General features: G+C 68.6%; 20 protein-coding genes. 10 read left to right on the top strand and 10 right to left on the bottom strand.

The window, feature by feature from the left end:
- Positions 1-119: 119 nt before the first annotated feature.
- The 4 genes from NL1_RS05285 to NL1_RS05270 all read left to right on the top strand — a co-directional run bounded on the left by NL1_RS05285 (position 120) and on the right by NL1_RS05270 (position 4,302).
- A complete protein-coding gene (locus NL1_RS05285; protein ID WP_067834884.1) occupies positions 120-410 on the top strand; it encodes an Rv0250c family protein in 291 nt (96 codons plus the stop codon).
- Between the two features lie 344 nt (positions 411-754).
- On the top strand, positions 755-1,585 hold the full coding sequence (sdhC, locus tag NL1_RS05280; RefSeq protein ID WP_067834882.1) for a succinate dehydrogenase subunit SdhC: 831 nt from the start codon (positions 755-757) through the stop codon (positions 1,583-1,585).
- Between the two features lie 27 nt (positions 1,586-1,612).
- Entirely contained in the window at positions 1,613-3,553 is a 1,941-nt protein-coding gene (locus NL1_RS05275; RefSeq protein ID WP_067834880.1) for a fumarate reductase/succinate dehydrogenase flavoprotein subunit, read from the top strand.
- A 2-nt stretch (positions 3,554-3,555) separates the two neighbouring features.
- On the top strand, positions 3,556-4,302 hold the full coding sequence (locus NL1_RS05270) for a succinate dehydrogenase/fumarate reductase iron-sulfur subunit (RefSeq protein WP_067834878.1): 747 nt from the start codon (positions 3,556-3,558) through the stop codon (positions 4,300-4,302).
- Positions 4,303-4,415: 113 nt separating this feature from the next.
- On the opposite strand, the gene NL1_RS05265 is transcribed toward NL1_RS05270, so the two are convergent.
- From NL1_RS05265 to NL1_RS05250, 4 genes are all read right to left on the bottom strand, one after another.
- Positions 4,416-4,613, bottom strand: a complete 198-nt coding sequence (locus tag NL1_RS05265; protein WP_067834876.1) for a hypothetical protein — start codon at positions 4,611-4,613, stop codon at positions 4,416-4,418.
- A 152-nt stretch (positions 4,614-4,765) separates the two neighbouring features.
- Positions 4,766-5,005 carry a DUF397 domain-containing protein gene (locus NL1_RS05260; protein WP_067834874.1) on the bottom strand — a complete coding sequence of 80 codons (240 nt, stop codon included), beginning with the start codon at positions 5,003-5,005 and terminating at the stop codon, positions 4,766-4,768.
- A complete protein-coding gene (locus tag NL1_RS05255) occupies positions 5,002-5,205 on the bottom strand; it encodes a DUF397 domain-containing protein (RefSeq protein WP_067834872.1) in 204 nt (67 codons plus the stop codon). The genes NL1_RS05260 and NL1_RS05255 overlap by 4 nt, the downstream gene beginning before the upstream one ends.
- A complete protein-coding gene (locus NL1_RS05250) occupies positions 5,202-6,047 on the bottom strand; it encodes a helix-turn-helix domain-containing protein (protein ID WP_067834870.1) in 846 nt (281 codons plus the stop codon). Before NL1_RS05250 ends, NL1_RS05255 begins: the two co-directional genes overlap by 4 nt.
- Before the next feature lie 430 nt (positions 6,048-6,477).
- On the opposite strand from NL1_RS05250, the gene NL1_RS05245 reads away from it, so the two are divergent.
- Together NL1_RS05245 and NL1_RS05240 are read left to right on the top strand one after the other, a co-directional pair.
- Entirely contained in the window at positions 6,478-6,798 is a 321-nt protein-coding gene (locus tag NL1_RS05245; protein WP_067834868.1) for a hypothetical protein, read from the top strand.
- A complete protein-coding gene (locus tag NL1_RS05240; protein ID WP_067834866.1) occupies positions 6,798-7,004 on the top strand; it encodes a hypothetical protein in 207 nt (68 codons plus the stop codon). Before NL1_RS05245 ends, NL1_RS05240 begins: the two co-directional genes overlap by 1 nt.
- A gap of 1 nt (position 7,005) precedes the next feature.
- On the opposite strand, the gene NL1_RS05235 is transcribed toward NL1_RS05240, so the two are convergent.
- The gene (locus NL1_RS05235) at positions 7,006-7,935 is read right to left on the bottom strand and encodes a DNA-3-methyladenine glycosylase family protein (protein WP_067834864.1); all 930 of its coding nucleotides are present in this window, start codon (positions 7,933-7,935) and stop codon (positions 7,006-7,008) included.
- A 331-nt stretch (positions 7,936-8,266) separates the two neighbouring features.
- Entirely contained in the window at positions 8,267-11,263 is a 2,997-nt protein-coding gene (locus NL1_RS05230) for an FAD-binding and (Fe-S)-binding domain-containing protein (RefSeq protein WP_067835052.1), read from the bottom strand.
- 235 nt (positions 11,264-11,498) lie between these two features.
- On the opposite strand from NL1_RS05230, the gene NL1_RS05225 reads away from it, so the two are divergent.
- On the top strand, positions 11,499-13,379 hold the full coding sequence (locus tag NL1_RS05225) for an ABC transporter ATP-binding protein (RefSeq protein WP_067834862.1): 1,881 nt from the start codon (positions 11,499-11,501) through the stop codon (positions 13,377-13,379).
- Between the two features lie 57 nt (positions 13,380-13,436).
- Here the strand turns inward: NL1_RS05225 and NL1_RS05220 are convergent, their stop codons facing one another.
- On the bottom strand, positions 13,437-14,432 hold the full coding sequence (locus tag NL1_RS05220; RefSeq protein ID WP_067835050.1) for an acrylyl-CoA reductase family protein: 996 nt from the start codon (positions 14,430-14,432) through the stop codon (positions 13,437-13,439).
- A gap of 102 nt (positions 14,433-14,534) precedes the next feature.
- Positions 14,535-15,602, bottom strand: a complete 1,068-nt coding sequence (locus NL1_RS05215; protein WP_067835048.1) for a DNA polymerase IV — start codon at positions 15,600-15,602, stop codon at positions 14,535-14,537.
- Positions 15,603-15,713: 111 nt separating this feature from the next.
- On the opposite strand from NL1_RS05215, the gene NL1_RS05210 reads away from it, so the two are divergent.
- Both NL1_RS05210 and NL1_RS05205 read left to right on the top strand, forming a co-directional pair.
- Entirely contained in the window at positions 15,714-16,295 is a 582-nt protein-coding gene (locus NL1_RS05210) for a TetR/AcrR family transcriptional regulator (protein ID WP_067834860.1), read from the top strand.
- Entirely contained in the window at positions 16,292-16,729 is a 438-nt protein-coding gene (locus NL1_RS05205; RefSeq protein ID WP_067834858.1) for a PaaI family thioesterase, read from the top strand. The genes NL1_RS05210 and NL1_RS05205 overlap by 4 nt, the downstream gene beginning before the upstream one ends.
- A 45-nt stretch (positions 16,730-16,774) precedes the next feature.
- Here the strand turns inward: NL1_RS05205 and lon are convergent, their stop codons facing one another.
- Together lon and NL1_RS05195 are read right to left on the bottom strand one after the other, a co-directional pair.
- Positions 16,775-19,201 carry an endopeptidase La gene (gene lon, locus NL1_RS05200; protein ID WP_373862523.1) on the bottom strand — a complete coding sequence of 809 codons (2,427 nt, stop codon included), beginning with the start codon at positions 19,199-19,201 and terminating at the stop codon, positions 16,775-16,777.
- A gap of 103 nt (positions 19,202-19,304) precedes the next feature.
- Complete coding sequence (locus tag NL1_RS05195) at positions 19,305-20,000, bottom strand: SDR family NAD(P)-dependent oxidoreductase (RefSeq protein WP_156094669.1); 696 nt, start codon at positions 19,998-20,000, stop codon at positions 19,305-19,307.
- Between NL1_RS05195 and NL1_RS05190 the strand changes: the two genes are divergently transcribed.
- Positions 19,977-20,702, top strand: coding sequence for a TetR/AcrR family transcriptional regulator (locus NL1_RS05190; RefSeq protein WP_245673097.1), 726 nt, complete (start codon positions 19,977-19,979; stop codon positions 20,700-20,702). The two genes, NL1_RS05195 and NL1_RS05190, sit on opposite strands and share 24 nt — an antisense overlap.
- Positions 20,703-20,745 lie beyond the last annotated feature (43 nt).

Raw genomic sequence — 20,745 nt, 5'->3', positions numbered from 1 at the left:
GTTGTAGATCACGTTGTGTGGTGAGTCACACGACTCGGTGGGCCGCGGCCCTGGGGAGATCCCCGGAACCGCCCGTCCGGCCGGGCTCGAACGGCCACCGAGGAACACAGGAGGTAACGATGACACGCAGCGATATCGCGGAACTGCGCTACGCGGTCAACCAGCTCCGGCAATCCATCGGCGCACTGCGTTCCCACTATGGCGACGCGAGCACGGTGCGACGGCTGGAGAACGACCTCGAACGGCTGGTCATCGACGCTGATGAATTCGAGCAGTCGCCGCCGCCCGAGGTGATTCGCCGCCGTCCCCAGGAAACCATCTACGTCCCGGACAGCAAATCCGACGAGGCCGCCTGGATGGGGGCGCAGGACGAGGGCCTAGGTTTCCACTCCCGGCCACGCACGAAGTAGCGACTCGAACGCGGTGCTCGCCCGTCGATTCGGGCGAGCACCGTTGCGCGTCGGTCGCGCGCGCTCACCCCGACGGCATCGAAGTCGCCGAGCGCAAAGTCGTTGCGCCCCAGCGATTTCGCCTCGCCGCAACGCCCTGACCAGGGCAATACCCGAAACTCCCGCGTCGACTCACCCCCCGACGGCGGGCGATGTGTGGCGCAAATCATAGGTGGCAACCCGGCCCGGTATTGCCAGGACCATGCTCGAGCCATAGCTGACGTGTCGTATGGTGCTCAGCATCACATCGGATCGCGGGCGGTATCGATTGTCGTCCGCAGAGCAGATCAGCGAGGCATCCACCTGTGAGTGCCGCACCGACAGCCACCCCTGACCAAGGGACCGGCGTTTTCAGCAAGACCAGGGCCCGTATCTCCGAGCGCACGCTACGCACCGACCGTTGGTGGGTGCCGCCGCTGTTCACCGTGCTCGGGCTGGCCGCCTTCGTCATCTACGCGACGATCAGATCGTATGTGCGAACGGCATATTGGGTGCCGGACTATCACTATCTGACACCGTTCTACTCCCCGTGCCTGAGCACCTCGTGCGAGCCCGGCTCCAGCCACTTCGGCACGCCCCTCGGCGAGCTGCCAGCCATCCTGCCGCTGGGTTTCGTGGCGCTGCCCTTCCTGCTCGGGTTCCGCCTCACCTGCTACTACTACCGCAAGGCCTACTACCGCTCGGTGTGGTTCTCCCCGCCGGCCTGCGCCGTGGCCGAACCGCACGCCAAGTACACCGGCGAGACCAGGCTGCCACTGATCATCCAGAACGCGCACCGCTACTTCTTCTATGTGGCGCTGGTGGTTTCGGTGATCAACACCTACGACGCGATGGTCGCCTTCCACGGCAAGGACGGCGGGTTCGGCTTCGGCCTCGGCAACATCGTCCTGCTCGGCAACGTGATCCTGCTGTGGGCCTACACGTTGTCGTGCCATTCCTGCAGGCACATCGCGGGCGGCAGGTTGAAGAACTTCTCGGCCCACCCGGTGCGGTACTGGTTCTGGACCCAGGTGTCCAAGTTGAACACCCGTCATATGACGCTGGCGTGGACCACGCTCGGCACCCTCGTGCTGACCGACTTCTACGTGATGTTGGTTGCCAGCAACACCATTTCGGACCTGCGGTTCATCAACTGACCGCTCGACTCAGGAGTACACGCGGCAATGCCAGAAGTGGAACGGCACAAGTACGACGTCGTCGTTATCGGTGCCGGTGGCGCCGGACTGCGCGCGGTGATCGAGGCCCGGGAACACGGGCTCTCCGTCGCGGTGGTGTGCAAGTCCCTGTTCGGTAAGGCGCACACCGTGATGGCCGAGGGCGGCTGCGCCGCCTCGATGGGCAACGCCAACGAAAAGGACAGTTGGCAAACCCATTTCAGGGACACCATGCGCGGAGGCAAGTTCCTCAACAACTGGCGCATGGCCGAACTGCACGCCCAGGAGGCCCCGGACCGGGTCTGGGAGCTGGAAACCTATGGGGCGCTGTTCGACCGGACGGCGGACGGCCGGATCAGCCAGCGCAACTTCGGCGGCCACACCTACCCGCGGCTCGCGCACGTCGGCGACCGCACCGGTCTCGAGATCATCCGCACCATGCAGCAGAAGATCGTCTCGCTGCAGCAGGAGGATCACGCGGAGACAGGCGACTACGAGTCGCGCATCAAGGTGTTCGCCGAGTGCACCATCACCGAGTTACTCAAGGACGGCGACCGGATCTCCGGCGCGTTCGGCTACTGGCGCGAATCGGGCAAGTTCGTGCTCTTCGAGTCGCCCGCGGTGGTGCTGGCGACCGGCGGTATCGGCAAGTCGTACAAGACGACCTCGAACTCCTGGGAGTACACCGGCGACGGCCACGCGCTGGCGCTGCGCGCCGGGGCGACGCTGATCAACATGGAGTTCCTGCAGTTCCACCCGACCGGCATGGTGTGGCCGCCCAGCGTGAAGGGCATTTTGGTCACCGAGGGCGTGCGCGGCGACGGCGGCGTGCTGAAGAACACCGACGACAAGCGGTTCATGTTCGACTACATCCCCTCGGTGTTCAAGGGCCAGTACGCCGAGACCGAGACCGAGGCCGATCAGTGGCTGAAGGACAACGACTCCGCACGCCGCACGCCGGACCTGCTGCCGCGCGACGAAGTGGCCCGCGCCATCAACTCGGAGGTCAAGGCCGGGCGCGGCACCGAGCACGGCGGCGTCTACCTCGACATCGCCTCCCGGCTGCCCGCCGAGGAGATCCGGCGGCGCCTGCCCTCGATGTACCACCAGTTCAAGGAGCTGGCCGATGTCGACATCACCAAGGAACCGATGGAGGTCGGCCCGACCTGCCACTACGTGATGGGCGGCATCGAGGTCGACCCCGACACCGGAGCGGCGACGGTGCCCGGGCTGTTCGCCGCGGGTGAATGTTCCGGCGGCATGCACGGCTCGAACCGCCTCGGCGGCAACTCGCTGTCGGACCTGCTGGTCTTCGGTCGCCGGGCCGGACTGGGCGCGGCGACCTACGTGGAAATGCTGAAGGAACACCCGGAGGTGCACGACGACGACATCGCGGCGGCGGCGAAAGCGGCTGTCGCGCCGTTCGATCCACCCGACGCGGGCTCCGGCGAGAACCCGTACACCCTGCACACCGATCTGCAGCAGGCGATGAACGACCTGGTCGGCATCATCCGCAAGGAGCACGAGCTGGAGCAGGCCATCCAGCACCTGGACAGGCTGCGGGAGCGCTTCGCGCACGTCACCGTGGAGGGGCATCGGCAGTTCAACCCCGGCTGGCACCTGGCCATCGATCTGCGCAACATGCTGCTGGTCAGCGAATGCGTGGCGCAAGCCGCGTTGCTGCGCACCGAGAGCCGGGGCGGGCACACCCGCGACGACTTCCCCACGATGGATCCGGCCTGGCGCAACAAGCTGCTCGTCTGCGCGATCGACCCGGCCGACGCCGGGGCCGACGTGCCGCGGGTGCGAGTGACGCCGGAGGACCAGAAGCCGATGCGCGCCGACCTGCTGGCGCTGTTCGAGCTCACCGAGCTCGAAAAGTATTACAACTCCGCCGAACTCGCCGGGCACCCGGCCGGTGCGGCCTTGGCCACGGAAGGTGAGGCGTAGCCATGGGTTACGACGCCAAATTCCGCGTGTGGCGCGGTGATCAGGACGGCGGCGCGCTGGAGGACTTCACCGTCGAGGTGAAGGAGGGCGAGGTGGTGCTCGACATCATCCACCGGCTACAGGCCACTCAGGCGCCCGACCTAGCCGTGCGGTGGAACTGCAAGGCGGGCAAGTGCGGTTCGTGCTCCGCGGAGGTCAACGGCCGTCCGCGGCTGCTGTGCATGACCCGCATGTCGACCTTCGAGCCCGACGAGCTGATCACCGTGACGCCGATGCGCACCTTCCCGGTGATCCGCGATCTGGTGACGGACGTGTCGTTCAACTACGAGAAGGCCAGGGAGATCCCGTCGTTCACCCCCGCGCCGGATCTGAAGCCCGGTGATTACCGGATGCGGCAGGTGGACGTGGAACGCTCGCAGGAGTTCCGCAAGTGCATCGAGTGCTTCCTGTGTCAGAACACCTGCCACGTGGTGCGCGACCACGAGGAGAACAAGGAGGCCTTCGCCGGGCCGCGCTTCCTGATGCGCATCGCCGAGCTGGAGATGCATCCGCTGGACGTCGCCGATCGCCGTGAATTGGCCCAGCAGGACCAGGGTCTCGGCATGTGCAACATCACCAAGTGCTGCACCGAGGTGTGCCCGGAGCACATTCAGATCACCGACAACGCGCTGATCCCGCTCAAGGAGCGGGTGGTAGACCGCAAATACGATCCGCTGGTCTGGTTGGGGAACAAGCTCTTTCGACGCTGAGCTCGTCGATCGCCGAGCTTGTCAATCGCTGAGTTCGAGGACGCCGAGCTCGTAGACGCGGAGGCGCCGATCGCAACCGGCCGGGTTCCGGCCCGGCCGGTCGGCGCACCCGTTCACAGAATCGCGACGACGCCGATGGCGACCAGCCACACCAGCGCACCGACCGACAAGGCCGACAGCGCTGAGCTGGTGAGTACATACACGCCCACCGATGACACCGCAAAGAGCAGCGCGACGATCAGCCATTCCACCCAATCGCCCGGCCGCAGCTTCTTGTACCGGGGTGGGGAGTTCTTCAACCCACGGTCCACAACCTCTGGGCTACCCGATCCTGTTCGGGGTAAACGTGATTCGTTGTCGAATCTGCTCTGTTTCGTGATCTTCGCGCAGAGATGATCACGAAACCGGGTACACCACGGCCCGGCCCGCGGGCTTTCGCACCGCCGGACCGGGCCGTCGAACGTCAGGCTAGGTCGAACTCGCCGTCGTGCACCCCCGCGGTGAACGCAGCCCATTCCCCCGGGGTGAACACCAGCACGTGACCGTCCGGGTCCTGGGCGCTGCGCAGGGCGACGTAGCCCGCCGCGAGCAGCGCCACTTCCACGCCCTCGGATCCCGCGCCGCCCGCCCCGCGCCACTCGGCGTCGGTCAGATCCACCTCGGCGCCGAGCTTTCCGTGGACGGGGTTCCCGGAAACGTTCACGGGCGGGCGAATTCGCCGTCGACGACGCCTGCCGAGAAGGCGTCCCACTCGCTCGGCGTGAAGATCAATGCCGGACCCTGCGGATTCTTGCTGTCGCGAACACCGACCTGCCCGCCGGGCAGAAAGGCCACTTCCACGCAGTCCCTGCTGCCGGACCTGGTGCTCTTGATCCAAGTCGCGCCGACGAGTTCGCTGCTCATACCGCACACTCCTTCGCTAGCTGCCGAAGCAGATGTCTACTGGGTTGGATGTCCAGCGCAGAGCGCTGGAGGCACTCGTGTGCCAGGTTGTAACGCTGAACATCGGCCGGTCTTTCGAGGTAGAGGTCTCCGGTGAAGCCTTCTACGTACACCACCGCAGGCTCGACCTGATGTCCCTTGCTGTCGGTGCCGAACCCTAGAACGGTGAACGGACCCGTGGAATCGCCGAGTGGGACGCCGGCCGCGAACGGCAGGATACGCAGGGAGACATTGGGTCTGGTGCTGAAATCGGCAAGATGACGTAGCTGCGCCGCCATCACTTTCGCGCCACCCACCGCGCGGTGCAACACCGACTCGTGCAGCACCACGTCCACCGTAGCGGGTGAGACCTTCCTGGTGACCAGCGCTTGGCGCTGTGTGCGCAGCTGGACGCGCCGCTCGAGCTCGTCCTCGGTGTCGTCGGGGTAGCAGAGCCGGTTCAAGGCTCGCGCGTAGTCAGGGGTCTGTAGCAGCCCGAGCACCAGCTCGGGTTGATAGGAGCGCAGCTCGCGCGCCGAGGCCTCCAAACCGACATACACGTCGAAGTTTTCGGGGATCAGATCGCCGAAGGCGTGCCACCAGCTCTTCACCGCAGCCTGTTGCGCCAGGCCCTTGAGTCCGTCACAGAGCTCGTCGGGGATGCCGTAGATGCGGCACAGCTCCTGGACGTCGATGGTGCGGATGCGGTCGGCCTGCCCCTTTTCCAGCCGCTGCAGCGTGCTGGCGCCCCACTCCATCAGGCGGGCGGCATCGGCGATGGTGAGCCCGGCCTGGGTACGCCAGTCCCTGAGGTATCTGCCCAATTGGCGGCGCGGTAGGGTAGACGAGCCGTTGTCGGAGGCCGCGGTCGTGCGGTGGGTCTCCGAGGCCGTGCACTCCGAATTCGCTGCTGCTCTTGCCGAACTCGCTGACACAGTACGCTCCGTTCTGTGCTCGGATCCTCACCCGAGGCGGTCCGGGGCGCACCCACAAGCTCGGTTCCCCGTGACTTCGCTTGGGCAATAAGGGCAATGGGGCTTCGTGTGGCTCTGCTGTGGCATTGTCCAACGTCGGTAGCGGACCTCCTCGTCCACTATGGAGAATCCTCCCCTCCCGTTTGGATTTCGTGCTGGGAATTCGCACGAAATCTTCGGAGATCCCCGAACAACGCCGTGTCGCGACGACTCCGGTGGTGTGCTGGAAGTGTGCTCGGATCGAGCGCGGCCCGGGAAACGGAACGAGGAACGAGGAGTCATGACCGTACACGTCATAGGGTCGTCGTTGATGACCAGCGACCTGACCCCGCATCGAGCGCGCAGCGTAGGGCAGGAGGGCTGGGTGGTCTCTTACCTTCCCGGGCGCACCCTCACCTGCGCGCAAGCGGTTGCCGCGCTTCGGGTTGCCGAAGTGGTGCCAACCCTGCTCGACACCGTCGGCGAGCTCGCCGACGAGGTGGGGCTCACCGCGCTCGAGGCGCTCGGCATGGCGGTACACCAGGCGCCGTGGGACGAGCATCCCACGCCCCGGCGCTCCCGACTATTCGGCGCCGCCCGCGAGCGGGTGGGAGTCGCCTGATGCAACTGACGAATCTGAACATGCATGTCGCCGGGCTGCTGGTCTGCGGACGCGACCCCGGTGTGATGACCGACGAACAAGCCCACGCGGCAATGCAGTTACACATCGACTGCACCGTCGACCGCTGCCTGGTGCGCCGCCGCGCCAGGACCACGCTGGTCGAATCGGGCAAATGCGTCTTGGACGAGCGGGCGCTGCAACTATGAGTCAGTGCCAGGTGTGATCGGTGAGCGGGGTGCGCGGACCGAATTTCGGCTTGTGGGCTTGGCCGCTGATCTCCAGCAGACGGACGGCCCGATAGCGATGCGGGCGAAGAGGTTCGAGGTACTCGACCATCGCCTCGTCATCGATCGGGCGTCCGAGCAGGGTCCAGCCAACGATGGCGGCCAGGTGGTAGTCGCCGACCGAGAGCGCGTCGGCGTCACCGTAGACGCGCTGGGCGGTCTCGGCGGCCGTCCAGATGCCGATGCCCGGCACCGAGCACAGCCGGCGCGCCGCCTCGGCCGGGTCCTGGTCTGCGGTGCGCTCCAAGGATTCCGCGAGCCGGGCCGCGCGCACGATGGTCTGCGCGCGCTCGGGTCCGACGTTCGCGCGGTGGAAGGTCCAGGACGGAATGCGCCGCCAGGTCTCGGCATCCGGGGGCAGGCGGAGTCCCTCGGGCGCGGGGCCCGGCGCGGGTTCGCCGAATTGGCGCACCAGCTTTCGCCACGAGGCGCGCGCGGAGATGGTGTGCACCTTCTGCTCGAGCACGGAGGGCACCAGTGATTCGAGGACGAGGCCGGTGCGAAGCATGCGCAGGCCGGGGAAGCGGCGGTGCGCCTCGGCGACCTTGGGGTGGTCGGGGATGAAATCGGACAGGTCCTCGTCGAGACAGAGCATGTCGTCGAGCCGGTCGAGGAATTCACCTGCTCCGGGACCCCAGGCCTGTCCTTGCACCGAACACTGATCGCCCTGGACGAGCCGGTAGGTCACCGGACCGCTCGGCATCCGGGAAGCGTGCCAGTGCGCGCCGTCGGCGGTCACCTGGTGACACGGGTCGCCGGTACCGCGGCGCAGCGGCGCGATGGTGTGCGCGAGATCGATCGGCCGGTCGGACGTCACCGTTCGAGCCAGGCCGGACCGCGCGGCCGTTGCCATCTGTTCGCGCACGGACCCATTGTCCGTGTGTCCGATGCGCCGGACGCACCCGGCCGGTCGTTTCGCGCACATCGGCCCGGTCACGGCCGTGAAACGCGGGCCCCGGATTTGTAATGTGACGAAATTTCCGTGCGATAGATTGTCCGATCAGAAAACAGCTGGCAGTCGAACCACCATGGAGGATTGAATGATCACCAACGTGCTGAACTGGTTGCTCGACGCTTGGGGCAGCATCTTCGCGGGTAGCTCTGGCTACCATATTCCCCCTGGCACGCTGCCTTTCGGCAGCTGAGGAAGCTGGCGCACGGTCCACAGCGCGCGCTCGAATTCCTCACTCTCCCAGGAGGAATTGCACCAGATGCCGACCGCGTCGGCCGGTGAGTTGGGCGCTTTGGGTGCGGCACGAGAATCCATCCGCGACGAATATCGCGTCTTCGGCGGCATCGCGGAGCGCGGGCAGCAATCCATTACCGGCTACCGCGACCGAAATGTCGTAGTGGCCCTTCTGCATACCGAAATTTCCTGCTAGACCACAGCATCCGGCGATTTCCGTTACCTTCGCACCCATGCCGGTCAATATCCGGCGATCCGCCTCGAAGCCGAGCACCGCATGCTGGTGACAGTGCGGCTGCACCACCACCGCGTCGGCTCGGTGCGGCGGGCGCCAGTCCGGGTGTTCGACCAGGAACTCGGCCAGCGTCCGGACGGCTGCCGCGGCCGGGGCGGCGCGCGGGTCGTCGGCGAGCAGTTCGGGCAGGTCGGCGCGCAGCACGGCGGTGCACGAAGGCTCCAGCCCGACGACGATGCCACCGCCGCGGACGTGTTCGTCCAGTTCGGCGAGCGTCGCGCGCAGCTTGGCGCGCGCGCTGTCGAGCTGTCCGGTGCTGAGCCAGGTCAGCCCGCAGCACAGCCGTCGCCGGGGGATTCGCACGCGGTGGCCGAGCGATTCGATCAGGGTCACCGCCGCCTGCGCGATCTCGGGATCGAAGGCGTCGGTGAAGGTGTCGATCCAGAGCAGTACGTCGGCTGGGGGTTGGGTACTCGCCGCATCGTCGCCTACGACCTCGATGGCCGCGGCGCCGGTCGGAGCGGCGTTGCCGCTCGGGGCATCGGCGGCGGTGGCAGTCGTCGCGGTGTCGCGTGCAACGGCGTCGCCGCTCCGGACATCGAAGGGTACGGCTGTCGTCGCGGTGTCGCGCGGAACGGCGTCGCCGCTCGGGGCATCAGCTGGTGTGGCGCTCGGGGGATTGCCGAGTGCGGGGGTCGGCGGTTCGGCCGACAACAGCGCTCGGGCGCGTTCGGTGCGGCGGAACGGACGGTCGGCCAGCCGGGGTACGTCGCGGCGCGGGTCGATGCCCGCCGCGCGCAGGCCGATCCGGCGCAACCAGCCGATACCGGCGATCGCGTTGGCGGTGCGGGGGATTCGGCTCGCGGGTCCGAGCCAGCGGGGCAGCCAGCCCAGTGCGTAGTGATCCAGCGGGCGCGGCCTGCCACGGTAGCGGCGATACATGGCCTCGGCCTTGTAGGTCGCCATGTCGACGCCCGCCGGGCAGTCGGAGCGGCAGGCCTTGCACGAAAGGCACAGATCCAGCGATTCCGCGACGGCGGGCGCGGACCAGGGCAGCGCGCCGCGCACCACTTCTTGCAGGACGCGGGCGCGGCCGCGGGTGCTGTCCTTCTCGTCGGCGGTGGCCAGGTACGAGGGGCACATGAAGCCGCCGGCGGCGGAGCTGTCGGCGCGGCATTTCCCGACTCCGACGCACCGGTGCACCGCGGCGCCGATGTCACCGTCGTCGTGCGGGAAGGCGAAGCCGCCCGTGGACGGCACCGAGGCCAAGCCCGCGACGCGCAGGTCGGCGTCGACCGGGCGCGGTTCGACGAGCACCCCGGGGTTGAGCACGGCATCCGGATCGAACAGCGCCTTGTATCCGGCGAAGGCCGCGAGCACGTCGGGGGAGTACATCACCGAGAGCAGTTCCGAGCGGGCCCGGCCGTCGCCGTGCTCGCCGGACAGCGAACCGCCGTAGCGCACCACGAGCTCGGCCGCGTCGAACAGGAAGGCGCGGAAGCGTTGCGGCGCTTCGGTGATCGGCAGGTCGAGACGCACGTGGATGCAGCCGTCGCCGAGATGGCCGTAGAGCAGGCCGTCCACACCGTGCTGCGCGGTGAGCTCGGCGAATTCGCGCAGGTAGGCGCCGAGGTGCTCGGGCGGGACGGCGGAGTCCTCCCAGCCGGGCCAGGCCGGTCGGCCGTCGGCGGTGCGTCCGGCCAGACCGGCGCCGTCGGCGCGGATCCGCCACAGTGCCGCGGCCGCCGCGGGGTCGGTGACGATGCGGGTGTCCAGCGCGTGCGTCGTCCGGCACAGCCGCTCGGCCGTCGCGAGCGCCTCCGCCGCGCTCGCGCCCGCGGTCTCCACGAACAGCCACCCGCCGCCGCGCGGCAGTTCGGGTACCGCGCCACGATGCACGCGCACCACGTCGACGAGGCGGGCGTCGATGCCCTCGACCGCGATCGGCGCACACGCCATGACCGCGGCGACATCGTCCGCGGCGGTGGCGATGTCGGGGTAGCCGAGCACCGTGAGCACGGTGGCGCGCGGCAGCTCGACCAGTTCGACCTCCGCGTCCAGCAGCAGCCCGCAGGTGCCCTCGCTGCCGACGAACGATTTGGCCAGCGCCGAACCGCGTTCCGGCAGTAGGTGTTCCAGGCCGTAGCCGGAGGCCTGCCGGTCGAAGCGGCCGAGATCGGTGCGCAATACCGCGAGAGCGGACCTGGTGAATTCGGCAAGCCCGGGCACCGCGGCCGGGTCGTTCCCGAGGACGCGCTCGGTTCCGGTTCCGTCCAGGATGCGCAGCTCACGCACGGTGTCGGAGGTGCGGCCCCACGCGACGGCGCGCGGCCCGCAGGCATTGTTGCCGATCATGCCGCCGAGGGTGCAGCGATTCTGGGTGGAGGGATCGGGGCCGAGCCGCAGCCCGTGCGGGCGGGCCGCGCTCTGCAATGCGGACAGCACCACACCCGGCTGTACCTCGGCGGTTCGCCGGTCCGGGTCGATGCGCACGATCCGGTTCATGTGCCTGCTGAAGTCGAGCACGAGGCCGGAGCCGATCGCGTTGCCCGCCACCGATGTTCCGGCGCCGCGCGCGGTGACCGGCAGGCCGTGTTCGCGAGCGAAGCCGAGGGTTTCGGCGACATCGGAGTCGGAGCGGGGGAACACCACCGCGGTCGGCGGCACGCGATAGTTCGACGCGTCGGTGGAGTACTCCGCTCGCCGCCTCGGGGAGGCGTCCACCTCGCCGTCGATCCGCCCGCGCAGCGCCGCCACCATCCGCTCCTCGGTCACCCTGTCAGCCTAGGCGCGGGGCGATCTCGGCCGACGGGGCGCGCCAGGCGGCCGGGGATAAGCCGCGGTCGTCGAGCAGGGGATTCGCTCCGACCGGCGGGCTGTGCGTTCGCCGAACGCGGAATTCGCGACGGCGCGGGAATCGACTTGCCCTCAACCTTTGTTGAGGTCCTACTGTCGGTGACCAGTAGTTGGATGGCGGGGTCGAGAGGGAACGATCGTGAGTATCGAATCGGTGGCGTGGAGCCAGATGTATCGACGGATGAACGCGCCCGACGAGCAGCGTCCGTTCAGCCTCGCCACCGCGCAGCGCATTCTCCGGTTCGCCGCGCCGCATCGGCGGCGGATCGGGGTGTTTCTCGTGTTCAGCGTGATCTCCGCGCTGCTCGCGGTGGCGACGCCGGTGCTTGCGGGGCGCGTCGTGAACGACATCGTCGGCGGGGCCGCGCCGCGCGTGGTGGTGACGCTCGCGGTGATCATCGGCGTGCTCGCGGTACTGGACGCGACGCTCGGGCTCGGCATCCGGTGGCTGTCCTCGCGGATCGGCGAGGGTCTGATCCTCGACCTGCGCCGAGCGGTGTTCGACCACGTGCAGCGGATGCCGATCGCGTTCTTCACCCGCACCAGGACCGGCGCGCTGGTGAGCAGGCTGAACAACGACGTGATCGGCGCGCAGCGCGCCTTCAGCGACACGCTGTCCGGTGTCGTCGCGAACCTGGTGACGCTGGTGCTCACGCTCGCCGTGATGCTCGGCATCTCCTGGCAGATCACCCTGCTCGCGCTGGTGCTGCTCCCGGTGTTCGTGATTCCGGCGCGGCGAATGGGCAACCGGCTGGCCGGGCTTCAGCGCGAGGCCGCGCGGTTGAACGCGGCCATGAGCACGCAGATGACCGAACGGTTCTCGGCGCCGGGGGCCACGCTGGTGAAGTTGTTCGGCCGCCCCGAACAGGAGTCCGACGAGTTCGCGCTGCGGGCGCGACGGGTGCGCGACATCGGTGTGCGCACCGCGATGCTGCAAACAGTGTTCGTCACCTCGCTGACACTGGTCTCGGCCCTTGCGGTCGCGCTGGTCTACGGACTCGGCGGCTGGTACGCCCTGCGCGAGCAGTTGGACGCGGGTGCGGTCGTCGCGCTGTCGCTGCTGCTGACCAGGCTGTACACGCCGCTGACCGCGCTGGCCAGCGCCAGGATGGAGATCATGGCCGCGCTGGTGAGCTTCGAGCGCGTCTTCGAGGTGCTCGATCTGCGGCCGCTGATCGAGGACGCGCCCGACGCGATCGCGGTGCCGGAGGGCCCCGTCGCGGTGGAGCTGGACGACGTGACCTTCGCCTACCCGTCGGCGGACAAGGTGTCGCTGGCTTCGCTGGAGGAGGTCGCGACGCTGGACACCAGGGGCGGGGTGGACGTGCTGCACAATGTGTCGCTGCGCGCCGAACCCGGTCAGCTGGTCGCGCTGGTCGGCTCCTCGGGAGCCGGGAAATCGACCATCGCCCAACTGGTTTCCCGCCTGTACGACGTGGACGGCGGCGCGGTGCGGCTCAATGGCGCCGACGTGCGGCAGATCGGTGCGCGCTCGCTGCGCGAGACGGTCGGCCTCGTCACCCAGGACGGGCACCTGTTCCACGACACGATCCGCGCCAACCTGCTGCTGGCCCGCCCGGAGGCGGCCGAGCCCGAGCTGTGGGACGCGCTGCGGCGGGCCCGCCTGCACGAGCTGATCGCCGGGCTACCGGACGGACTGGACACCGTGGTCGGCGAGCGCGGTTACCGCCTCTCGGGCGGGGAACGTCAGCGCCTCACCATCGCCAGGTTGCTGCTCAAGCAGCCGCGCGTGGTGATCCTGGACGAGGCGACGGCGTCGCTCGACTCGACCTCGGAAGCCGCAGTGCAGGAAGCGCTTTCGGAGGCACTGGAGGGCCGCACCGCGCTGGTCATCGCGCACCGCCTTTCCACGATCCGCGCCGCCGATCAGATCCTGGTGCTGGAGGACGGTCGCGTCGTCGAGCGCGGCACCCACACCCAGTTGCTCGCCGCCGAAGGCCGCTACGCCGAGCTGTATCGCACGCAGTTCGCGGACGACCCGGTCACGATCGCGGCCTGAGGGAAGCGCGGGAAAGGCCGCACCGGCGCTCGACCGGTGCGGCCTTTCACCGCGGGTTCAGAACTCGCCCGCGACGCCCAGCACCGTGCGGCCGGAGTGCTTCCCGCTCTTGATATGGGCGAGCACGGCCGCCGCCTCGGTGACAGGGGCGTAGCTCTCCAGCGTCGAAAGGTGCTGCGGGCGGAACTCTTTGCCGAGCTGAGACCAGAGCTCGCGGCGCTTCTCGATCGGCATGTTGACCGAGTCGATACCGAGCAGCGCGACGCCGCGCAGGATGAACGGCATGACCGTGGTGGGCAGATCGTGGCCGCCGGTGAGGCCGCTGACCGCGACCGCACCGCCGTAGCCGATGCAGCTGAGCACATAAGCCAGCGACTTGCCGCCGACGCTGTCGACCGCGCCCGCCCACCGCGCCTTGGACAGCGGGCGCAGCTTCGCCCCGGGATCCTCCGGCAGGCGGCCGATCACCTCGTTGGCACCGAGTTCGGCGAGCAGATCGCCCGCGTCCTTCTTGCCCGTGGACGCGATGACCTCGAACCCGAGGCGGGACAGGAGGTCGACGGCCACGGTGCCGACGCCGCCCGTCGCGCCGGTCACCAGGATCGCGCCGTCGTCGGGGGTGAGGCCGCGTTCGAGCAGGGCCTGCACGCTCATCGCCGCGGTGAAACCGGCGGTGCCGAGGGCGGCGGCGTCGCGGGTGTCCAGCCCGTCCAGCTTCACCACCCACTCGTCCGGCACCCTCGCGTATTCGGCGAAGCCGCCGTTGCGCGAGACGCCGATCTCGTAGCCGTGCGCGACGACCTGATCACCGGGCGCGAAATCGTCGGACTCGGAGGCGACGACCTCGCCGGTGATATCGATACCGGGCACGATCGGGTAGTTGCGGACCACACCGCCGCCCGGCGTGATGGCGAGTCCGTCCTTGAAGTTGGCGCTCGAGTAGTGCACCTTGATCGTCACGGTGCCCCGGCCGAGGAATTCCTCGTCGACCCGCTGCCGCGTCAACACGATCCCGCTGTCCGATTCCTGTGCCACCATCGCCCAGAACTCCATGCGGTCGAGCATACGAGGATCGGCCACGGCTCGAGGCGCTCCGGCGCGGCCCGCCCGTCATCGCGCGGGCGGCACCGCGGCTACGTCCCCGGCGCGAACCGACTACTTCTCGGGCACGAACTCCAACCGCACGCCGAGCAGGCGCACGGGGCGGTCCAGGTCGAAGCGGTCGATGATGTGCAGGGCCGTCTCGGTGATGGTGGCGACGTCGGCGGTCGGCTCGGGGAGTTTGGCCTGTTTGCTGCGGGTGTAGAAGGTGTTGGTCCGCACGGTGACGGAGACCCGGATGCTGATCCGGCCCGCTTCGGCCATTTCCTCGGCGACCTCGGTGGCGATCCGCGCCACCTGCGCGCGGATCTCGGCGGGGTCGGTGAGATCGTGCGGGAAGGTCTCGGATTTGCTGCGGCCCACCGGGATCCGCGGTTCGGTGGTCACTTCGGTGTCGCCCTTGCCGTGGCCGAGCACCCACAGGTAGGGGCCGGTGGACGGGCCGAACACCGCGGCGAGGCGGTGCCGGTCGGCCGCCATCAGGTCGGCGACGGTGCGGATGCCGAGTTCGGCGAGGCGGGCGGCGATGCGGCTGCCGATGCCCCACAGCGCGTCGGTGGGCCGGTCGGCCATGACCTCGGTCCAGTTGGCGGCGGTCAGCCGGTACATGCCCGCGGCGGCGCCCGCGCCGGGGACATCCGAGGATTTGCCCGCGGACTTGGCGAAGCCGGTGGCGAGCTTGGCGGTGAGCTTGTTGTCGCCGATGCCGATCGAGCAGGTCAGGTCCAATTCCGCGATGGCGCCGCGGATTTCGCGTGCGAGCAGTTCGGGATCGTCGGTGTCGGCGGCCAGGAACGCCTCGTCCCAGCCCCACACCTCGACCCGGCCGGGAAAGGTGCGCAGCAGCGCCATGACCTCGTCGGAGGCTTCCTCGTAGGCGGCCATGTCGAGCGGCAGGAAGACGCCCTCCGGGCATTTGCGCAGTGCGCTACGCAGCGCCATGCCCGCTCGGACGCCGTAGGCGCGAGCGGGATACGACGCGCAGGTCACCACCTTGCGCGGTTCGTTCGGGTCGCCGTGGCCGCCGACGATGACCGGCTTGCCGCGCAGTTCCGGATGGCGACGGAACTCCACCGCCGCCTGGAACTGGTCGAGATCGACGTGCAACAGCCACCTGGCCACCTGTCCGTCATACCGCACGCGTGTGACAACCAGGCACGATTCGCCGGACCACGAGCGGTGCGGCGGCCGAGTGACGTTGCGCCGGTCGAAAAACAGAACTAAATTCTGGTTATGAAGATCCGAGATCGGTTGTTGCTGGCGGCCGAACGCCAGTTCGCCGAGCACGGAGCCTTGGATGCGACGCTCGCGCAGATCCGCGAGGCGGCAGGCGCGAGCGTCGGCGCGCTCTACCACCACTTTCCGGACAAGGCGGATCTGTACCGGCAGGTGTGGGCACACGCGCTGACCGATTATCAGCAGCACTTCTGGGTGGTGGTCGGCCAGAGCACCGACGCGCGCGAGGGCATCACCGAGGGCGTGCGGGAACACCTGCGCTGGGTAACCGAAAACCAGCACCGGGCAAAGGTTCTCATCTCGGCGCGGCCGCCGGGCGTCCGCGAGAGCGAAAGCAACCGCACCTTCATGACCGATATCGCGCGCTGGTATCGCACGCACGCCGCGTACGGCGCGGTGCGCTCGCTGGATCTGGATCTCGTCTACGCACTCTGGCTCGGCCCCGCGCAGGAGTATTCGCGGCAGTGGCTGGGCGGCGACATCCGCACCGCTCCGACACAGGTCGGCGCGGAACTGGCCGAGGCAGCCTGGCTGGCCCTCGAAGCCCGATCGACACCGAAAAGAACGGAGCGGCAATGACCGTCGGCACGTCAGCACTCGATCTCGACCAGGCAAGACAGGTACTGGACGCGCAACCCTTCGCGGGTCTGGTCGGCACCGAACTCACCCGATTCGGCGACGGCGCCGCCACGCTCGTCATCCCGATCCGGCCGGAACTCGGCCAGCAGTTCGGGTTCGTGCACGGCGGGGTGCTCGCCTACACCGCCGACAACGCGCTCACCTTCGCGGCGGGCACCGTGCTCGGCGCGAACGTGCTGACCGGCGGGTTCACCATCACCTATCTGCGTCCGGCCGCGGGGGTCCGGTTGCGCGCGGAGGCGTCGGTGACGGGATCGACGCGGCGGCAGGCAGTGGTGCGGTGCGAGATCTACGCGGAGTCCGAGGACGGGGAGGCGGTGCTGTGCGCGGTGGCGCAGGGGACGACGCGCAGCGTCGAACGTGAGCTCGGATGACCAAGGGCCGGGCGCGGTTTCCCGCACCCGGCCCCATCGATCACCTCACGCAGTAGCGGCGAACGCAGGCCGATTCAGCGTCTGCTCGACAACCGGCTCGATGGCGTAGGCCAAGATCTCCGCCACGTCGGCGACCGGCCGCACATCCAGCGCCGCGAGCACCTCGGCGGGGACCTCGTCCAGATCCGGCTCGTTGCGAGCGGGAATGAACACGGTCTTCAGTCCCGCGCGCTGAGCGGCGAGCAGCTTCTGCTTGACGCCGCCGATCGGCAGGACCCGCCCGTTCAGCGTGACCTCGCCGGTCATGCCGACATCCGAGCGCACCTGGCGGCCGAGAGCCAGCGACACCAGGGCGGTGACCATGGTGACGCCCGCGGACGGGCCGTCCTTGGGCACCGCACCCGCCGGGAAGTGGATGTGGATGTTGCGGTCCAGCACCGACGGTTCGATCCCGATCTCCTCCAGGTGCGAGCGCACGTAGGTCAGCGCGATCTGCGCCGATTCCTTCATGACGTCGCCGAGTTGGCCGGTCAGGGTCAGCGAGCGCTCGCCCTCGGCGGCGTTGGCCTCGATGTAGAGGACGTCGCCGCCCGCGCCGGTCACGGCCAAGCCGGTGGCCACACCGGGAACAGCGGTGCGTTCCACCGAATCCGGGGTGAAGCGGGGACGGCCCAGGTAGTCCTTCAGGTCGCCGAGACCGATGGTCAGGCGGCCGGAAGCGATTGTCGGCGTGGCGGTTTCGGTTGTTTCGTAGCCGAGCTCGGGGTCGTAGCCGAGACCGATGCCGGTCACCGAAGCACCGTCGCCCTCCGAGAGCCGAGTGGCCGCCTTGCGCAACGCCTTCGCGATCAGGCGCTCCATCTGCCGCACACCGGCTTCCCTGGTGTAGTTCGCCGCGACCTCGCGCAGCGCCTCCTCGGTGATGGTCACCTCGTCGGCGGTCAGCGCGTTGCGTTCCAGCTGCCTCGGCACCAGGAAGTCGCGGGCGATGGCGACCTTGTCGGCCTCGGTGTAGCCGTCCACGGTGATCAGTTCCATGCGGTCCAGCAGCGGGCCGGGGATGGTCTCCATGACATTGGCCGTCGCGATGAACAGCACGTCGGACAGGTCGAGATCCAGATCCAGGTAGTGATCGCGGAACGTGTGGTTCTGCGCCGGATCCAGCACCTCGAGCAGGGCCGCCGCCGGGTCGCCGCGGAAGTCGGAGCCGACCTTGTCGATCTCGTCGAGCAGCACGACCGGGTTCATCGAGCCCGCCTCCTTCATGGCGCGCACGATGCGGCCGGGCAGGGCGCCGACGTAGGTGCGGCGGTGACCGCGGATCTCGGCCTCGTCGCGCACGCCGCCGAGGGCGACGCGAACGAACTTGCGCCCCAACGACCGTGCCACGGACTCGCCGAGCGAGGTCTTACCGACGCCGGGCGGACCGACCAGCACGAGCACCGCGCCGGAACCGCGGCCACCGACGACCTCCAGCCCGCGCTGCGCGCGCCGGGCCCGCACCGCCAGGTACTCGACCATGCGGTCCTTGACCTCGTCCAAGCCGTGGTGATCGGCGTCCAGCACCGCGCGAGCGGCCGCGACATCGGTGGAGTCGGTGGTCTTCTCGTTCCACGGCAGTTCCAGCACGGTGTCCAGCCAGGTTCGGATCCAACCGGATTCCGGACTCTGGTCGCTGGCCCGCTCCAGCCTGCCGACCTCGCGCAGCGCCGCCTCGCGGATCGGCTCGGGCAGGTCGGCCTGCTCCACGCGGGTGCGGTAGTCGTCGGCGCCGTCGGGCTCGTCCTCGCCCAGTTCCTTGCGGATGGCGTTGAGCTGCTGGCGCAGCAGGAATTCGCGCTGGCTCTTCTCCACGTTCTCGCGGACCTCGTCACTGATCTTCTCGGTGACCTCGGCCTCGGCGATGTGCGCCTTGGTCCACTCGATGAGCGTGGTGAGGCGTGTGGTGACATCGGGCGTCTCGAGCAGTTCGCGCTTCTGGTCCGCGGTCAGGTACGGCGCGTAACCCGCGGTGTCGGCGATCGCCGACGGATCGGTCAGCTGGTTGACCGCGTCGATGATCTGCCACGCCTCGCGGCGCTGCAACACCGAGACGACCAGCTTCTTGTACTCGGCGGCCAGCTCCTTGGTGCGGCCGTCCGGAGCCGGAGTCTCGACCGGCTCGGCCTCTACCCACAGCGCGGCGCCCGGTCCGGTGACGCCGTGGCCGATCTTGGCTCGCCGCTCCGCCTTCAGTACCGCCGCGGGCGCTCCACCACGCATCCGGCCGACCTGTTCGATGGTCGCCACGACGCCGTAGGAGGCGTAGCCCTCGGTCAGTCGCGGCGCGAGCAGCACCGCCTCTTTCTTCGCGGCGCGCGCGGCGTCGATCGCGGCCTGCGCCGATTCGTCCAGTTCGATGGGCACGACCATGCCCGGCAGCACGATCGGATCGGTCAGGAACAGCACCGGCAGATTCTGAGGTGTAGTCACGTGTTCGACCCTTCCAAAGGTTGAGCGATGCCTACTCAACCCCACCTCTTCCGGGTTTGTTCCACCCGTCCACGGACGTTCGCTCAGGGCGAAGAAGTGCGCCCTACCACGGGACGGTCTCGCCGTGGCGATCCAGGAACTGCAGGCCGGGGGCGCCTGCCTGCGCTTCGAGGACGTCGGCGACGGCAGGGATGCTCTCGCGGGGTGTGAGAGGCGCGTCGGGTCCGCCGAGCTGGGTCTGATTGTGGCCGGGGTCGATGAGCAGCTTGGTCTGCCCGTCGTCGACATAGCGGGTGGCATAACTGCGCATCAGCTGGTTGAGCGCGGCCTTGCTGGCCTTGTAGAGCTCGAAGCCGTGCTCGGTGTTTCGCGAGATGCTGCCCTGCTCGGAGGACATGACCGCGACGGTCCCGCCGGGCGCGACGAGTCCGCGGAGGGCCTCGAGGGTGCGCAGCGGGCTCAACGCGTTGGTGATCATCACCTCGCTGAACATGTCGGTCGATACCTCGCCGATTGGCAGATCGCCTCGGTCGATCGCAGCGTTGACGAAGAGCAGATCGAACCGACGGTCGGCCAGGCGCTCGGACAGCTCGGCCAGCTGGACCGAGCTTGTCATCTCCAGCGATTCGACCTCCAGCCGTCCGTGCGAGGCATCGGCATCCGCCTGTAGCCGGCCGCCGCTGCGGCGCGTCGTGGCGATGACTCGCCAGCCGCGTCGAGCGAGCTCGTTGGCGAGGACGAGCCCCAGCCCGCGAGAGGCACCGATGATGAGCGCTTGACGACCGGATGTGGCGGACACATTCACTCCTACGTGGTGATTCTTAGCCTAGACGAGACGTTGCGACTAGACTACATCCCGGCACCGCCGATGGGTATGGTGTCTCGCATGCCTGCCGCGAACTCCCAGCCCCGCAGGGCGCACTCCGGCCCTCGGCGCGACGAGGCTGCGCGTCTGGCTGTGCTTCATGCCGCAGACGATCTGCTGGTCGAGCACGGATTCGGGGCTCTCACCATCGAGGCGATCGCGCGTCGCGCCGGCGTCGCCAAGCAGACGATCTACCGCTGGTGGCCCTCGAAGGTCGAGATCCTGCTCGACACGCTCATCGAAGACAGCAACAAGCGCCTTTCCGTCCCGGCGGAAGAGCCCACGGCAGAAAGCATCCGCGGCTACCTACGCCGCTTCGCGCGATTCCTCACCCACGACCCCGCGGGCAAGGTCCTGCTCGCGCTCATCGCCGAGGCGCAGCACGATCCCGGAACAGCCGAAAGCTTTCACACGCGCTATCTCGGTCCACGCCGTGACCAGGAACGCGACATGCTCACGCGCGCAATCGACGCGGGCGAGATCTCGCCAAGCCTCGACCCCATCGCCGCGATCGACGCTCTTGTCGGCCCGATCGTCTACTGCGCCCTGACCGGGTCGAAGATCCCGCGCGGACTGGTGGACACCCTCGTCGAGAACCTGCTCAGGCCCCGCGAAACTCGAGCGTCCGCCGAGTAGCTCGCCGGGCCGATCAGCCGGGCACCGACCAGCCCAATCGCAC

This window comes from Nocardia lijiangensis NBRC 108240 (assembly GCF_001613045.1).
Lineage (GTDB): Bacteria > Actinomycetota > Actinomycetes > Mycobacteriales > Mycobacteriaceae > Nocardia > Nocardia lijiangensis.
Note: the sequence above shows the minus strand (reverse complement) of the source record. Positions and strands in the feature narration are given on the sequence as shown.

What these genes read in the sequence shown, in the direction of transcription:
- NL1_RS05285 (WP_067834884.1), top strand. Translation starts at nt 120, where the DNA reads ATGACACGCAGCGATATCGCGGAACTGCGCTACGCGGTCAACCAGCTC.
- NL1_RS05275 (WP_067834880.1), top strand. Translation starts at nt 1,613, where the DNA reads ATGCCAGAAGTGGAACGGCACAAGTACGACGTCGTCGTTATCGGTGCC.
- NL1_RS05270 (WP_067834878.1), top strand. Translation starts at nt 3,556, where the DNA reads ATGGGTTACGACGCCAAATTCCGCGTGTGGCGCGGTGATCAGGACGGC.
- NL1_RS05255 (WP_067834872.1), bottom strand. Translation starts at nt 5,205, where the DNA reads ATGAGCAGCGAACTCGTCGGCGCGACTTGGATCAAGAGCACCAGGTCC.
- NL1_RS05245 (WP_067834868.1), top strand. Translation starts at nt 6,478, where the DNA reads ATGACCGTACACGTCATAGGGTCGTCGTTGATGACCAGCGACCTGACC.
- NL1_RS05240 (WP_067834866.1), top strand. Translation starts at nt 6,798, where the DNA reads ATGCAACTGACGAATCTGAACATGCATGTCGCCGGGCTGCTGGTCTGC.
- NL1_RS05235 (WP_067834864.1), bottom strand. Translation starts at nt 7,935, where the DNA reads ATGGCAACGGCCGCGCGGTCCGGCCTGGCTCGAACGGTGACGTCCGAC.
- NL1_RS05230 (WP_067835052.1), bottom strand. Translation starts at nt 11,263, where the DNA reads ATGGTGGCGGCGCTGCGCGGGCGGATCGACGGCGAGGTGGACGCCTCC.
- NL1_RS05220 (WP_067835050.1), bottom strand. Translation starts at nt 14,432, where the DNA reads ATGGAGTTCTGGGCGATGGTGGCACAGGAATCGGACAGCGGGATCGTG.
- NL1_RS05210 (WP_067834860.1), top strand. Translation starts at nt 15,714, where the DNA reads ATGAAGATCCGAGATCGGTTGTTGCTGGCGGCCGAACGCCAGTTCGCC.
- NL1_RS05205 (WP_067834858.1), top strand. Translation starts at nt 16,292, where the DNA reads ATGACCGTCGGCACGTCAGCACTCGATCTCGACCAGGCAAGACAGGTA.